The following is a 15,243-nucleotide window of genomic DNA, read 5'->3' on the forward strand; positions in this document are numbered from 1 at the left end:
TTTTACTGGCCACTCTTCTTAATTAGGAAAATGCATTTTTTGCTAATGAGGAGATGACCATGTCATCCATTGGAGGGTTATGTAGTCCAGCTCGCACATCACGGTAATACTGCTCAAAAGGCATATTTTTAGATAAGCCTCGACCTCCAACAATTCGCATTACAAGATCAACCACTTCATTCGCACTATTAGTAGCAACTAACTTAACAGCACCGAGTTCTTTCATTAATTGCTCACGCTTATGCGGATATGTATCCCATTTCTCTGCTACACTATACATAAAGTACCGCGCCTGTAATAATTTCAAATCGATTTCTCCCACTTTATTTTGAACGTGTTCTACTTCAGAAATCGGCTTATTTAAGCTGTTTGGTTGAAAGTCTTTAGCAAATTGAATCACATCATTGCGAGCCGCAATTGCAATACCTAAGTAGCAAGCCGGAATATGTAGTAACCAACCTTTTGGTCCAGGTCTTTTAGGTTTATCACTTAATTCTACTAAATTCTCACTTGGTACACGTACATTCTCTAAAATTAAGTCATCACTACCTGTACCTCGCATACCTAAAGTATCCCATGTTTTATCAACACGCAATCCTTCTGTTTCTTTCGGAATTAGTATGGAGCCGACAGCATCTTTGTCTTTCACATATGCTGTTACAATATAATAGTCTAGAACTAAAGCCATAGTAGTAAAAGTTTTCTTCCCATTAATGACATATTCATCACCATCCAAAACAGCATTAGTCTCTGGTATCCCACCACGTGTCGGACTACCAGTAGCAGGCTCTGTCGCGCATCGATTTATTAATTTTTGATTTTTCCCTATTTCTTTGGCAATGTAGTCAAATTTTTGGGGAGCCCATAAGTTTTCTTCACTTAACTCTTTGACTACCCCTAAATGCCAGCCTACAGAAAGTGCTGTTGCACCATCACCTTCTGCCAATTTTTCCTGTATTAACAAAAACTCATACAAGGACAGTGCTTCTCCCCCATATTCCTTTGGTAAGGTTAGTGATAAATAGTTTTCCTCTCGTAAATCTTCAACATTTTCTTTCGGTAAACTTGCCTCACTATCTGCTTGTTTTTTTCTATTTTTTATTTTGTTCGCTAATTGTTCCGCTTTATGATAAAGCATTTTATGACGATCTGTCTGAAGAAAGTTACTTGATAAGTCCATAATTTGCCTCCTTTTGTTACTACTTTGATGATAGCGAACTATTATTGTTTTTACCAATAATCTACTCATGTAACGATCAACGAAGAGGTGTATACATCAGAGTCAATCTACACATACTAACGGTAACTTTTTTACCACGAGGTATTTATCATGTTTAGAAAAAAAAACTTTCAATCACAAAAAAATGCTAAACAACCAAATAAAGATTTAAAAGATTTTAATGATTTAGTCCAAATAATGAAAGACAGTGATGATTTCAAGCGTATTAGCCTAGGTAATACGAAAAATATTGAAATTTATTATTATCAATCATTAATTAATACGGATAAGATAGAAGTTAGTCTCTTCGGTAAATTAAAAGATGCAAAGATTGATAACCTGGACGTATTAGAAAATTTACTACCTTTTTCCGAGGCAATCAAAACTTCAGACCTAGAAGTAATGGAAGAAAAATTATTAACGGGATTTATTGCTCTGAAATTCATCAATAATAGTGAAAATATATTACTTATTCCAGCTAAATTTGAAGTAGACAGACAAGTAGCCCAACCTGAAATTGAATTTAGTGTCCTCGGTCCCAAACTTGCATTCATCGAAGATATCAATACCAATATTAATCTAATCCGTAAAAGAATAAAGGTACCTCAATTACTTGTAAAAAATGTTGAAGTAGGGAAAATTACTAAAACAAATATTGCGATTATCTATATAGATGGGGTCGCTAATAAAGATAATGTCGATACAATTGAACAAAGAATTACAGATCTTGAATACGACCAAATCATGGACAGTTCATTTATCGCTCAAATGATATCTGATAATTCCCGATCTCCGTTTCCACCTTTAATGGATACCGAACGGCCAGATCGAGTGAGCAGTGCTTTAGTGGAAGGAAAAGTCGCTATCGTTGTTGATGGTTCCCCACAAGTATTAATAGGCCCAACTACACTTGTAGAATTTTTTGCATCTTATGAGGATTATTTTTTAACGTGGCCTATTGCCAGCGCATTTCGAATTATTCGTATCTTCGCTGTAATATTTTCTGTGCTAATTACACCTATGTATGTCGCTATTTTAACTTATCATTATCACATTGTTCCTGGTGATCTATTAGGGACGATCATTACCTCAAGAAAGGATATTCCATTCCCGCCGATACTGGAAGTTTTAATTTTAGAATTAACGATCGAGTTATTACGAGAAGCTGGGGCACGTCTGCCAACAAAAATCGGTCAAACAATCGGTATTGTTGGTGGTATCGTTATCGGAACAGCGGCAGTAGAAGCAGGTCTTACTAGTAATGTATTACTTATATTAATTGCATTATCAGCACTGGCATCTTTCACTACGCCTATTTATCGAATTGGTAACACAATTCGATTACTGCGTTTTCCGTTCATTATATTTGCCCAGATTTGGGGGATTATCGGGGTCGTCATCGCAATTATGTTTCTCGTGACACACCTTTTAAGATTAACTTCGCTCGGAAGACCATTCCTAGAACCTTTATATCCTCCTCGTTGGAGAGATTTAAAAGATGCGGTGGTTCGCTTACCTTTTAGTGTACAAGGAACTAGGCCCACCATTACTACAGCAGCAGATAAGAACCGAGTAAATATCAATAGGAAAAGGTTAAAACGAGTCAGACGAAAGTAGGTCGATCATGAATCATTTTAAACCTGACATCACGCAAATGGTTTCACCATTTTTGTTACTGTATATTATCCATGCAACCCAAATTGGCGAAGGGATTTTAAGCTTTGAACGTCAAATTGCTGGTATTGCCGGTTATGATGCATGGATTAGCATTATTCTAACTGGACTACTTACTACAATAGTCATAGTTATTATTTGGAAAATAATTGGTGACCAACAGACTGACATCATAGGTATTCACCAGTATGTATTTGGTAACATTCTTGGTAAAGTTTGTAGTTTTGTTTTCGGTATATACCTTCTAATCATTTCCATTCTTGTATTAATTTCTTATATTGAAATAATTCAAATTTGGTTTTTTCCAGATATGTCGATCTACTTTTTTCTGTTTATTTTATTTGTTCTTTTATTATATGTTTGTTTGGGCGGATTTCGAACGGTTACAGGTTTTGCTTTTTTTAGTATTTTTGTAACTGCATTTTTAGCGATATTTAAATATAAAGCTTTTGTTGATGGGCATTTTAATAATTTACTTCCTGTATTTAATACGCCAATTAAAGATATCATTTTAGCAATAGAACCGATGGCATTTTGTTTTTTAGGTATCGAATTAATTTTAATCTATGCTCCATTTATTCACCGTTTTCACTCAGGATTAAAATGGGCTATTTCTGGTAATATTGTGACAACTCTGGTCTATTTTATTTCTGCTGTTGCAATATTTATGTATTACAATGAACAGCAACTTCAGTTCATATCGTGGCCGACCGTCCAATTATGGAAAGTTATCAATTATCCCTTTATAGAAAGATTTGAATATGTCGGGGTCAGTTTACATTTAATTGCCATTGTAGCAAGCAGTTGTCTTTATTTTTGGGCTAGTATCCAATGTTTTCATCGTTTAACAAACATCTCTTTTCGGAAAATTGCTATCTTTTTTTCACTAATAGGGGTCTCAGGTCTTTTATTCATTCACAATTTCCTTATTATTGAAAAAATTACAACCATCATTTCAAGAGTTGGTATTGGTTTATTATTTGTTTATATCCCTTTATTATATGTTTGCCATAAAATAGCAACAGGAGTGAAAAAGAAGCATGCAAGCAAATAAATTATTCCTTATATTAATGTGTTTCTTATTATTAACAGGTTGTATTAAAACGAAAGTAATTGATGATGTTGAATTAATTATGACGTTTGGTTACGACTGGGATTCAGATACGGAAACATACCGAGGGACTGCTGTTGCTCCAATTTACGGTAGTAGTGAGGAAATGGAAAAACGCGAAAATATAACCTATTCAGGAAATGCTAAAACCTTTCTGGATATTAACTCCTTTATTCAAACAGAAACACCATTTCAAGTTGAAGTGGGTAATTTGGTAGGTGTTTTGTTTGGAGAAGAACTTGCAAAAAAAGGAGTCTTAGATATTCTCCATGGCATTAACGAAGCCCCAGATATTGGAAGAGACCTTTATGTAGCCATTGCTGAAGGAGATGCAGAAACATTATTAACTGATGAGTATAATATGGAATTAACACTTTCAAGGTTTATTGAAAAACTGATAGAAAATAATAGTGAAACGAATATTCCTAAAATGAATTTGCATGAATTTAATTATCGATTAACCGGAGAAGGAATGGATCCATTTCTTCCTATTCTGAAACAAAGTAAAACTTCTATCGATATAACAGGTTTAGGCATGATGAAAGATGATAAATTAGTTCACCGAATCCCCTATGAGCAATTTTTCGAATTCACATTGTTATATGAAGATTGCGAAGACCATTCTTATGAATTTGATTGGGAAGAAAAAAACAAGACAGTGGCAATTAGCTCGATTCGATCAGATAGAAGTATACAATGGAAATCTAAAAATGAGGTAGTCATTAAGGCTGATATCTCAGGGACTTTAACAGAATCAAAATCTATGAGTGTGAATAGTTTTGCAAAGAAAAAGGAAATAGAACAAGCAGTTTCAAAAAAACTGGATGAGGAAGCAAATAAATTAATACAGACACTTCAAGAATTAAAAATTGATCCCCTTATGATTGGCGCTTCTGCCAAAAGTAGGTTTAGAGACTGGAGCGAGGAGGAATGGGAAACTCAATATCCAGAAATAACTATTACACCTTCCATCAAATTCAACTTAGATTTAAGTAACATTATTCAATAATACGTGTTCATTTATTCCCTTCGCACCCTTTTTTTGTTATAGTGTATCATGCTAGGGGGGAATGGCTATGCTACAAAAAATAACACAATCGTTCATCATATATATAATTGGTATCATCACGCTAACATTAGGAATATCACTAACTATTCAATCCCATTTAGGAGCATCACCCTTTGATGCTCTACTTGTAGGTTTATACCGAACATTCGGATTGTCGATCGGGAGCTGGGAAATCGTTGTTGGCTTTACCATAGTTATGATCAATGCAGTTGCAATGAAAACAAAACCTGAATTATTTGCCATGCTAACTTCATTAGTTACTGGACTCGGAATTGATTCATGGTTATTTATCCAAGGCTCCTTACTATCACCTGAAAACTGGTTGGAACAGTCTGTTTTACTACTATTCGGTATCGTTTTTAGTGGACTTGGGATTGCAATCTATTTGGAATCTAGCTTTGCACCGAACCCTATGGATCGATCCATGGTTATTTTAACGGATAAAACAGGCCTATCATTTGGTAAATCTCGCGCTATTATCAGTATCGTTTTAGTTATCGTTGCGCTTTTCTTTCAAGGTGACGTAGGAATCGGAACATTACTTAATGCTTTATGTACCGGTGTTATCATTCAAGCGTTACGCCCTTATATCGTTTCGTTCAAGCAGAAATATGTTGTGAGAAAGATAAAGGCCAGCTAACTAAAACGAATTCACACTACGAATATAACTCATTCTCCACTATTTGAAGATTCATAAAAGATCCAAACTGCGAAGTAATGAAAGTTTGTGGAGTGAGGCTTTCCTCCAATCTTTCCATAGGGAGTACTGGGAATACCGCTCCGGCAGAATACTCCGCTTTCCGTGGGCTCGGCTTCAGCTAACTTTGTGAAGAAAGGCACTTCACAAAGTGGATCTTCAGCTCTCGCTGTCCCACAGGAGTCTCCGCATTCTGCCTACGCTAATAACGTTATTCTAACTTTTTAAGAGGAAACACTCGGAAACATTCCCGTTTATTATCTCTTTCAAAAATCAGAACACTACACAGAGCGGAGGCAAGATACGCAGACTCCTACGGGACCAGCACGTGTCCGAAGACCCCGCAAGAAAACGCCCTTTGTTTTCTGAGGAGGCTGAGGCCGTGCCCGTGGAAAGCGAAGTATCTTGCCGTAGCGTATCGTAGCACTCATGAAAATTCAGAATGGAAGAAAGCAAATCCATGAAAAAGTTATTGCGTAGTTTATGATTATTGCGCATCATTTTATACTTGATTGTCTTTCAAAGCAAAAACCTGTTTCTATGTCCAGAAACAGGTTTCTATATTCCGTTTACTATAGTTTAAAATAATTTTTCTAATGTTTCCTTTACTCGGTCTTCTGTAAATGGTTTTACGATAAAATCAGAAGCTCCAGCTTTGATAGCGTCTAATACCATTTGCTGTTGCCCCATCGCAGAACACATGATGATCGTAGCATTTGCATCTTTACTTTTAATTTCTTTCGTTGCTTCTACTCCATCCATTTCTGGCATGGTAATATCCATCGAAACAATGTCTGGTTGTAATTCTTCATACAAACCAGCTGCTTGTTGCCCATTTTCTGCTTCTCCCACTACTTCATGTCCCAAATTCGTAAAGATATTCTTTAATTGCATGCGCATAAAGGCAGCATCGTCTACGATTAATACTCTTGCCAACGTATTCCCCTCCGTTATTCTATGTATTATTATTCATCCGCTACTTGTTGTACTTCATCGATCTCATCCAAACTTAATACATAATCAAGATCTAGTAATAGTAACATACCTCTATCAGCTAGCTTGGCTACACCTTTCATATATTGATAATCTACGCCTTTTACTAATTCAGGTGCATCTTCCACTACTTCAGGTGAAATATCAATAACATCAGTAGCTTCGTCAACAATTAAGCCCACTTGTACATCACGCACATTTGCAATGAGGACTCTCGTTTGTTCTGTAGGCTCTGCTTCTTTCATTCCAAGCCTTGTACGCAAATCAATAATCGGAGTAACACTACCGCGTAAATTGATGATACCTTTAATAAAATCAGAGGTTTGCGGCAATGAAACAATTTCTTCTAGTCTTTCGATGGATCGAATTTGATCAATATTTGTACCATATTCTTGATTATTTAATTTAAAGATAATCGTTTTTGTCATTGTTCCTTCCATTATATTGTCACCAGCCCTTATTGATTTAATAAAAGTGACATTTTCATATCACCAATGCTTGGATAGTGTATATCTACCTCAAGTACTCTCTTAAAACCAGTTAAATTTGCGCTACCACTAATAACAGTTGGATGTGTAATATCCGTTTCAATACCCGCATTTGCTAAATGAGTAGAAAGTCCTCCTGCCAACATATTTCCTAATTCACCTGAAAAAGAATCTAACATTTCATCTGACAATTGCATCCCATACAAAGCTTCCCCAATTGAACTAAATACATTGTGATCAGCTTGAATTAATAGATCTCCTTTAAATGTTCCACTATACCCAATCAATACGCCATATTTTACTTTCAATGGATCAGTTGTCAGTTTTGGTGATTCAAACTGATGTTCAACAGGCACAACATTTTTAATAGTTTGAACAGAGCCATTATATAATTCTTTGATGATTTCATTTACATTTACCTCTGTTGATGATGCCATAAATCATTTCCCCTTAATCTTATCTAGTAATATATAATTATTATTCCTTACAATCCATAATACCTAATGATAAGACAATATACAACAGCATCAACCATTTCAAAGGGAAAACAATGATTTTTAATATTCATTATATCATATAAAAGACCTATTTAAATAAGTAATTTTACCTATTTTTAGAAAAAATAATGGACCATTGTAATAAACATCAAGGTTATTGATATAAGTTATCATTACAAAAGTATTAAATACAAAAACCCGTTTCCCTATATCGGAGGAAACGGGTGAAAATGCCTAATATAACACTTCTTTTTTTCTCCTTACTGAATGGCTTCTTTAACTTCAGTTGCCATTTCTTTAACAGAAACTAAACCACCACCGGAAACATACCAGAAGTATGGATCTAAGTATATGATTTTATCATTCTGTGCTGCTTTTGTTTCTTGAACAAGCTCATTATCTAATGTTTTCTGTGCAGAGGCTTCTCCACCAACAATGGTGTTTCGATCTACTACAAATAAGTAATCTGGATTGGTTTCTGCGATATACTCAAAGCTTACATTTTGACCATGTGTCGCTACTTCAATATTCTCATCTGCTTGAACAACACCTAATTCATCATGAATAAAACCAAATCGCGAACCAGCACCATATGCACTTACACCGCCGTCATTAGTTAAAATAATTAAACCTTTACCATCGGATGATTCTGTTGAAGCTTTTACTTCGTCAACTACTGCCAATACTTCATCCAATTTCTCTGCTGCTAAATCTTCTTTAGCAAAAATTTCGCCTAGCGTTTTCACATTCGCTTGGAATGACTCTAGATAGTTAGCTGTATCTACTCCCATATAAATGGTTGGTGCTAGCTCTTTTAAATCCTCATATACTGCAGATTGGCGACCAGAAATGATGATTAGGTCTGGATCAAGAACAGCTAATGCTTCAAAATCAGGTTCCTTCAATGAACCAACATTTGTATACTCTTCACCTTCATACTTTTCTAAATGAGGTGGGAGATTTCCTTGAGGTACACCTGCAACTTCTACACCTAATTCATCTAAAGTTTCTAATGTACCATAGTCAAACACCACTACTTTTTCAGGATTAACCGGTACTGTTGTTGTGTCTAATTCATGTTCTACAACTACTTCTGCAGGCTGCTCTTCCTCTGACTCTTCTGTACCTTCTGTCTCTTCACCTGATTGACCTTCTGCCTCATTTGCTTGCGCACCACTTTCACTCTCTGCACCGCATGCTGATACAACAAACAGTAACGCTATGAAAGTTATTAAAAAAAACAATTTCTTCATGATTGTACACCCCTTAAATTTTTTAAAATATCTTATTATGAATCACTCTCTCTAGCAGTTACATGTTAATGGGCCCTATCAACATGTATTTTCATGGTGTAAAGTGTTCATGTAAATAACAAATTAATTAAAATATAAGCAAATCTTACATTGATCAATATCTTGAATCTGGATATCCATATCATAGACATCTCGCAGGACATTCTTATCAATCATGTCATTTTTGGGACCTTGATGAACAATTTTGCCATGTTTTAATGCTACGATATAGTCTGAATAAACAGATGCGAAGTTGACATCATGTATAACAATGACAACCGTTTTACCTAACTCATTTACTAGTCTTCTTAACACTTTCATAATTTGCACAGAATGCTTCATATCTAAGTTATTAAGTGGTTCATCTAATAGAATATAATCTGTATCCTGGGCAATAACCATCGCAATAAAGGCACGTTGTTTTTGCCCTCCACTTAATTGATCGAGGAATTTATCTTGCATATCGTTAAGCTCCATATAATCAATCGCATCGTTGATAAATTTACGATCTTCTTTTGTCAATCTTCCTTGAGAGTAAGGAAAACGACCAAAGCTAACTAGTTCCTTCACGGTTAATCTTACATTTAAGTGATTGGATTGCTTTAAAATCGCTATTTTTTTTGCTAATGTATTGCTTTTGACGGATGAAATTTCCTGATCATCAATTCGGACTTCGCCGGAATCCTTTGTTATTAAGCGGCTGACGATCGATAGCAATGTACTTTTACCTGCACCATTCGGACCGATAAAAGATGTAATTTTCCCTTTTGGAACCGAAACAGAAACCTGATCGACAACTGCGGTATTACCATACTTTTTTGTAATATCCTGTACTTCTACCATGCTTTATTCTCCTTTAAAATCAGATATAAGAAATAAGCTCCACCAATGAAATTAATAATTACACTTAATGTTGTTTCAAAAGAAAAAATACGATCTACTACTAATTGTCCACCTACTAAAGCAACAACACTTACCAGTGCTGAGGCAATCAACAGATAACTATGGCGATAAGTTTTCATAAACTCATAGGTGAGGTTTGCGACTAACAACCCTAAGAACAGAATGGGACCAACTAATGCGGTTGCAACAGAAATCCAGATTGCTATCACAATTAATAACCGTTTTACAACGTGATCATAGTCAATACCCAAGTTGATCGCATGTTCTTTCCCTAATGACATCACATCTAAAAACTTTATGTACTTCCAAAAATAAATAATAGTAATAATGATGAGAATGATTGCAAACCAAAGTATATCGGTATTTACGTTGTTAAAACTTGCAAACATTCGATTTTGTACAATCATAAATTCATTTGGATCTATTAATACTTGCATAAAAGAGGATAAACTTCCGAAAAAAGTACCAAAAACAATCCCTACTAATAATAAAAAGTAAACATTTTTCTGTTTTTTAAACAGCATATTATAAAGTAAAAAGGCAAATACAACCATCGCTCCGACAGATAACATAAAGTTCAAGTTCGGATTTACCGCAAAGACACTTGTAGAACCAAAGACAAATATTAATAAGGTTTGCAGTAATACATATAACGAATCTAAACCAATTACACTCGGAGTTAAAATCCGATTATTCGTGATTGTCTGAAATACTACTGTGGCGATTGCTATAACAGATCCTGTGACAATGATTGCTAAAACTCTGCTGAATCTTCTTGGCAATATGTATTCCCAATTACCAGGAATACCTGCAAACAAATAAATAGCAACTAGGATAAGACTCAATATAATTAATACCGTTAATTTTGACTTAAGACGCATATGCCGATCTCCTCATTATTAAGTAAAGGAAGATCCCACTACCGATAACGCCAACTGTTACACCAATGGCAATTTCATACGGGAATATAATAATTCTTCCTAATATGTCACAAGCTAATACAAATACAGCTCCTAGTAATGCTGTATGTGGCAAGCTGTTTTTTAAATGGTCTCCTCGATATATAGAAACGATATTCGGAATAATTAAACCTAAGAACGGAATCATTCCCACTGTCAATATAACGACTGACGTTATAATAGCTACGATTACCAGTCCCACATTCACTACGCGTTTATGATTCATCCCCAAATTCTTGGAAAAGTCCTCACCCATGCCTGCTATCGTAAATTTATTTGCATAAATATAAGCAAAAATCACTAAAGGCAAACTTATGTACAACATTTCATATCGTCCTTGCAGGATAAGAGCAAAATTTCCTTGCAACCAGGAAGACATATTTTGAATGAGGTCATTTTTATAAGCAAAAAATGTGGTGATGGAACTAACTATATTCCCAAACATTAAGCCAACTAACGGAATGAAAATGGGATCTTTAAATTTAACTTTACCAAGTATTTTCATAAAGACAAAGGTTCCTAAGAGCGCAAAAGTAAATGCAACTACCATTTTCTCAATTGGGCCTGCTGTAGGAAAAATCATTAAAGCTACTAAAATACCAAATCGCGCAGAATCCATCGTACCCGCTGTTGTTGGAGAAACAAATTTGTTTCGACTTAATTGTTGCATGATTAATCCGCAAATACTCATGCTCATTCCCGCAATGATAATACTTATTACACGTGGAAACCTGCTTATAACTAATATTTCTTTTTGATCCTCTGTTAATTGGAGTAAGTCTTTGGGATTTAATTCAATTACCCCAATAAATAGAGAAATCACAGATAAAATAAGTAATAATACAAGTAAATATCGCTTCTTCATAAATTCCTTAGCCTTCCTGTTCACTTTTTAATAATGATATTCATTATCAATTAGACTATTATAATATTATCACAATACTAAAAACTGTCAATAGTTTTTTGAAAATTAAGGAAAATGGATTTGTGATTAGATAGAAATTAGAGGAATATGTAAATGTGCGCTATAATTACGTATGTTATGCTATTGAAGAAAAGGAGAAAAATAATGGTTATTATTATCGATAATTATGATTCATTTACATATAATCTTGCACAATATTACCGGCAAATAACGGAAGATGTACTAGTTTTTCGAAATGATAAGATTACGATGGAGAAAATCAAAACACTTCGCCCTGATTTGATTGTATTATCTCCTGGTCCGGGATCACCAGAAGATCAAAAAGAATGCATATCAATATTAGAGTATTTTCATGCATCGACCCCTATCTTAGGAGTATGTTTAGGCATGCAAATTATTGTACATTATTTTGGTGGACAAGTTTCGAAAGCGGCAGTCCCAATGCATGGGAAAGTTTCGAAAATTAAGCATTGCGGTAAAGGTGTCTTCGAATCTTTACCAAATAATATTTCTGTAGCTAGGTATCATTCTCTAATCACCCAAAAACTTCCGGATAATGAATTGTTTTCAACTGCAGTAACTTGTAATGAAGAAATTATGGGGATAAAGCATAACCATTTTAAAGTGGAAGGAATACAGTTTCATCCAGAAGCAATCCTTACTGAGTATGGTTTTGATATGATCAAAAACAGTTATAAGCAGGCGATTGATGGAGTGGATTATAATGAATAAAATATTTTTACAATTTAATTTTCTGAATACTATCCAGCAATTTATCAACCCGATTAAAGTATGGAATACGTATCAAATTAGTGAAATAGCTAGTATATTTGAAGAGTTGGAACAATTTCTCAACAGCGGCTATTACATTGCAGGCTTTGTCTCATATGAAGCCGCACCAGCATTTGATCCCAGTTTTCATGTTCACAAAAATAACGAGTTACCATTAGTTTGGTTGGCTGCATTTGAGAAACCAACTGAAAATACAGATAATATAGAAGACAACGATTTTCGGTTATCAGAGTGGAAACATTCTACAAGTTATCTAGATTATCAAAAAAATATAAAAAAAATAAAGAAGGCAATAGAACAAGGAAACACGTATCAAGTTAATTACACGACAAGACTTAAATCACATTTTAGAGGTAATCCATATTCGTTTTTTCAACAATTAGTAAATAATCAGGAAGCATCCTATAGTGCCTACCTTGATACTGGTTTCCATCAAATATTATCCGCATCTCCAGAATTATTTTTCCAAGTGAAAGATGGAAAAATCGTCACAAAACCAATGAAAGGTACAATACAACGTGGGCGAACTTATGAAGAAGATCTTCAATTCAAACAAAAGTTAAAACATTCGGAAAAAGATCAAGCAGAAAACGTCATGATTGTTGATCTATTACGGAATGATATCGGGCGAATTGCTAAACCTGGTTCCGTCAGAGTAAAAAGCTTGTTTGATATTGAAACATATCCAACTGTTCACCAAATGACATCTACCGTCGAAGCAAATTTGGAAAAAAAGAAGGTATTTGATTGGTTTCAAGCATTATTTCCCTGTGGTTCGATTACAGGTGCACCAAAAGTAGAGACAATGAAATATATTGCAGAGTTAGAGGATACTCCAAGAGAAGTATATTGCGGTGCCATTGGCTGGATTTCCCCAAAACGAGAAGCTATTTTTAATGTTCCAATTCGCACCGTTTATATTAATGAAAATCACGCCATTTACGGTACCGGTGGAGGTATTACGTGGGATTCAACAAGTGAAACTGAATATCACGAGTTAAACCAAAAAACAGAAGTTTTACATCAAAAAAGAAATGTTATCTCATTATTGGAATCAATAAAATTAGACAACGGAGATTATCCATTAATGACTCACCATCTACGAAGACTATACCAGTCGACACAATATTTTGGTTACCCTTTTCACGAGAATGAAGTAAAAGAAAAGTTAGCGATATTAGCAAACCAGTATCAGAACGGTTGTTATAAAGTTCGGCTTGTCTATCATCCATCAGGCAGTATAGAATTAGAACATCAGCCTATCATTCAATTAGATGAACCTATTCAAACAGTGTTAGCATCTGAACCAATTGATAAAAGAAATATTTATTTATACCATAAAACAACGAACAGGGAGTTGTACCAGAAATTAGATCAAAATAAACCTTCTCATGTCCTATCTTCGCTTTTATGGAATGAAGAAGAACATATAACGGAGTTCACTATTGGTAATGTTGTGGTAGAAAAAAACGGTCAATTTTTTACACCACCTGTTTCAGATGGCTTACTTCCGGGTACTTTTCGAGAACAATTAATTGAAGAGAACATTGTAATAGAGAAAAGTATACGTTTATCAGAGTTACCAAAATACGATCAGATATGGTTTATTAACAGTGTTCGGGGATGGGTTAGTGTACAGTTAAACGGATGATGCTCAAACAAATAAGTCGCTAGTACCACTCACTTTTTGTTAAAATCTGAGTAGAGATTAATTAGGAGGTATAACCATGAATGCATATGAAGAATATATGAGAGAAATTACACAATCCATGCGAGATGAGTTAACCAATGCTGGTTTTGAAGAATTAGTAACACCTGAGCAAGTAGATCAATTTATGTCTACAAATGAGGAGACTGCACTTATTGTAGTAAACTCAGTTTGTGGATGTGCAGCTGGGTTGGCACGCCCTGCAGCTGTTCAATCGTTAAACGGGGAGAAGAAACCGGCCAAGCTAGCTACAGTGTTTGCCGGACAGGATCGTGAAGCAACAGCGAAAATGCGTGAATATTTTAAAGGTGTAGAACCTTCTTCTCCTTCAATGGCAATTGTAAAAGGCGGAGAATTAAAACACTTTATTCCTCGCGAACAAATTGAGGGACATGAAGTAGAAGACATTATCACTCAGCTGACCAATGCTTATTCTGAATTCTGCTAATTTTTATTTTTCAAGAAAAGATATCTAATAAGGAAGCTGAGACAAAAGTGATTTGATAAGAGAACTGCGAAAAACCCACTCAGTCTTATAACTATATGCTAAGTAGGTCTATGGCGATTGCTATTAGTAGCCATTTTGAAATATAACAACAGAATGACCACCACTCCGGCTGCCCACTCCCCTTTCCGTGGGGTTTGCCCTTCAGCTAACTTTTTCGAGCAAAAACCGCTCAAAAAAGTGGATCTTCAGGGCAAACGAGGCCCACAGGAGTTGAAGTGGGCGCCTTCGCTTCATGCATGCGCTACAACAATTGTCAGACCTAGCAACTTGGGTTATTATCACCGTAAAAGTGCATTAATAACGCATTTGATCACTCACATGGTTAATTTTCCATATGCTTTTTCTACAACGTTTATGACAGTTAGCTTTTTGAACTTTCGAAAAGCATAGTATAAAGAAAGTGAGACT

At 35.1% G+C, this 15,243-nt stretch carries 15 protein-coding genes; 7 read left to right on the forward strand and 8 right to left on the reverse strand.

The features are described 5' to 3' along the window. Positions 1-22: 22 nt before the first annotated feature. Complete coding sequence (locus ACTWP4_RS12110) at positions 23-1,180, reverse strand: acyl-CoA dehydrogenase family protein (RefSeq protein WP_443129029.1); 1,158 nt, start codon at positions 1,178-1,180, stop codon at positions 23-25. Positions 1,181-1,330: 150 nt separating this feature from the next. Between ACTWP4_RS12110 and ACTWP4_RS12115 the strand changes: the two genes are divergently transcribed. From ACTWP4_RS12115 to ACTWP4_RS12130, 4 genes are all read left to right on the forward strand, one after another. Next, positions 1,331-2,836: a spore germination protein gene (locus tag ACTWP4_RS12115; RefSeq protein ID WP_443129030.1), complete on the forward strand. Its 1,506-nt coding sequence runs from the start codon at positions 1,331-1,333 to the stop codon at positions 2,834-2,836. Between the two features lie 7 nt (positions 2,837-2,843). Beyond that, positions 2,844-3,947 (forward strand): GerAB/ArcD/ProY family transporter, encoded by a 1,104-nt coding sequence (locus ACTWP4_RS12120; protein ID WP_443129031.1) that lies wholly within the window; start codon positions 2,844-2,846, stop codon positions 3,945-3,947. Beyond that, on the forward strand, positions 3,934-5,013 hold the full coding sequence (locus ACTWP4_RS12125) for a Ger(x)C family spore germination protein (protein ID WP_443129032.1): 1,080 nt from the start codon (positions 3,934-3,936) through the stop codon (positions 5,011-5,013). The genes ACTWP4_RS12120 and ACTWP4_RS12125 overlap by 14 nt, the downstream gene beginning before the upstream one ends. Positions 5,014-5,080: 67 nt before the next feature. Then, positions 5,081-5,713 (forward strand): YczE/YyaS/YitT family protein, encoded by a 633-nt coding sequence (locus ACTWP4_RS12130; RefSeq protein ID WP_443129033.1) that lies wholly within the window; start codon positions 5,081-5,083, stop codon positions 5,711-5,713. 636 nt (positions 5,714-6,349) lie between these two features. Here ACTWP4_RS12130 and ACTWP4_RS12135 read toward each other — a convergent pair. From ACTWP4_RS12135 to ACTWP4_RS12165, 7 genes are all read right to left on the reverse strand, one after another. Continuing rightward, positions 6,350-6,706, reverse strand: a complete 357-nt coding sequence (locus ACTWP4_RS12135) for a response regulator (protein WP_443129034.1) — start codon at positions 6,704-6,706, stop codon at positions 6,350-6,352. Between the two features lie 29 nt (positions 6,707-6,735). Beyond that, positions 6,736-7,203, reverse strand: coding sequence for a chemotaxis protein CheW (locus ACTWP4_RS12140; RefSeq protein ID WP_443129035.1), 468 nt, complete (start codon positions 7,201-7,203; stop codon positions 6,736-6,738). Positions 7,204-7,220: 17 nt separating this feature from the next. Further along, positions 7,221-7,688 carry a chemotaxis protein CheX gene (locus ACTWP4_RS12145; RefSeq protein WP_443129036.1) on the reverse strand — a complete coding sequence of 156 codons (468 nt, stop codon included), beginning with the start codon at positions 7,686-7,688 and terminating at the stop codon, positions 7,221-7,223. Between the two features lie 320 nt (positions 7,689-8,008). Then, entirely contained in the window at positions 8,009-9,001 is a 993-nt protein-coding gene (locus ACTWP4_RS12150) for a siderophore ABC transporter substrate-binding protein (RefSeq protein ID WP_443129037.1), read from the reverse strand. 123 nt (positions 9,002-9,124) lie between these two features. Beyond that, a complete protein-coding gene (locus ACTWP4_RS12155; protein WP_443129038.1) occupies positions 9,125-9,883 on the reverse strand; it encodes an iron ABC transporter ATP-binding protein in 759 nt (252 codons plus the stop codon). Next, positions 9,877-10,824, reverse strand: a complete 948-nt coding sequence (locus ACTWP4_RS12160; RefSeq protein WP_443129039.1) for an iron chelate uptake ABC transporter family permease subunit — start codon at positions 10,822-10,824, stop codon at positions 9,877-9,879. The genes ACTWP4_RS12155 and ACTWP4_RS12160 overlap by 7 nt, the downstream gene beginning before the upstream one ends. Beyond that, positions 10,814-11,767, reverse strand: a complete 954-nt coding sequence (locus tag ACTWP4_RS12165; RefSeq protein ID WP_443129040.1) for an ABC transporter permease — start codon at positions 11,765-11,767, stop codon at positions 10,814-10,816. The genes ACTWP4_RS12160 and ACTWP4_RS12165 overlap by 11 nt, the downstream gene beginning before the upstream one ends. A 204-nt stretch (positions 11,768-11,971) precedes the next feature. On the opposite strand from ACTWP4_RS12165, the gene ACTWP4_RS12170 reads away from it, so the two are divergent. The 3 genes from ACTWP4_RS12170 (at position 11,972) to ACTWP4_RS12180 (ending at position 14,775) form a co-directional block, all read left to right on the forward strand. Next, a complete protein-coding gene (locus ACTWP4_RS12170; RefSeq protein WP_443129041.1) occupies positions 11,972-12,559 on the forward strand; it encodes an anthranilate synthase component II in 588 nt (195 codons plus the stop codon). Then, on the forward strand, positions 12,552-14,270 hold the full coding sequence (gene pabB / locus ACTWP4_RS12175; protein ID WP_443129042.1) for an aminodeoxychorismate synthase component I: 1,719 nt from the start codon (positions 12,552-12,554) through the stop codon (positions 14,268-14,270). Before ACTWP4_RS12170 ends, pabB begins: the two co-directional genes overlap by 8 nt. Positions 14,271-14,346: 76 nt before the next feature. Next, positions 14,347-14,775: a BrxA/BrxB family bacilliredoxin gene (locus ACTWP4_RS12180; RefSeq protein WP_443129043.1), complete on the forward strand. Its 429-nt coding sequence runs from the start codon at positions 14,347-14,349 to the stop codon at positions 14,773-14,775. Positions 14,776-15,243 lie beyond the last annotated feature (468 nt).

It is taken from the genome of Gracilibacillus sp. D59 (genome assembly GCF_052246695.1).
Classification (GTDB): Bacteria; Bacillota; Bacilli; order Bacillales; family Amphibacillaceae; genus Gracilibacillus.

Bases quoted from the DNA above. Each gene is read 5' to 3' on its own strand.
- ACTWP4_RS12110 (WP_443129029.1), bottom strand. From the start codon at position 1,180: ATGGACTTATCAAGTAACTTTCTTCAGACAGATCGTCATAAAATGCTT.
- ACTWP4_RS12120 (WP_443129031.1), top strand. From the start codon at position 2,844: ATGAATCATTTTAAACCTGACATCACGCAAATGGTTTCACCATTTTTG.
- ACTWP4_RS12145 (WP_443129036.1), bottom strand. From the start codon at position 7,688: ATGGCATCATCAACAGAGGTAAATGTAAATGAAATCATCAAAGAATTA.
- ACTWP4_RS12155 (WP_443129038.1), bottom strand. From the start codon at position 9,883: ATGGTAGAAGTACAGGATATTACAAAAAAGTATGGTAATACCGCAGTT.
- ACTWP4_RS12115 (WP_443129030.1), top strand. From the start codon at position 1,331: ATGTTTAGAAAAAAAAACTTTCAATCACAAAAAAATGCTAAACAACCA.
- ACTWP4_RS12165 (WP_443129040.1), bottom strand. From the start codon at position 11,767: ATGAAGAAGCGATATTTACTTGTATTATTACTTATTTTATCTGTGATT.
- ACTWP4_RS12140 (WP_443129035.1), bottom strand. From the start codon at position 7,203: ATGGAAGGAACAATGACAAAAACGATTATCTTTAAATTAAATAATCAA.
- ACTWP4_RS12160 (WP_443129039.1), bottom strand. From the start codon at position 10,824: ATGCGTCTTAAGTCAAAATTAACGGTATTAATTATATTGAGTCTTATC.
- ACTWP4_RS12130 (WP_443129033.1), top strand. From the start codon at position 5,081: ATGCTACAAAAAATAACACAATCGTTCATCATATATATAATTGGTATC.
- pabB (WP_443129042.1), top strand. From the start codon at position 12,552: ATGAATAAAATATTTTTACAATTTAATTTTCTGAATACTATCCAGCAA.
- ACTWP4_RS12150 (WP_443129037.1), bottom strand. From the start codon at position 9,001: ATGAAGAAATTGTTTTTTTTAATAACTTTCATAGCGTTACTGTTTGTT.
- ACTWP4_RS12125 (WP_443129032.1), top strand. From the start codon at position 3,934: ATGCAAGCAAATAAATTATTCCTTATATTAATGTGTTTCTTATTATTA.
- ACTWP4_RS12170 (WP_443129041.1), top strand. From the start codon at position 11,972: ATGGTTATTATTATCGATAATTATGATTCATTTACATATAATCTTGCA.
- ACTWP4_RS12180 (WP_443129043.1), top strand. From the start codon at position 14,347: ATGAATGCATATGAAGAATATATGAGAGAAATTACACAATCCATGCGA.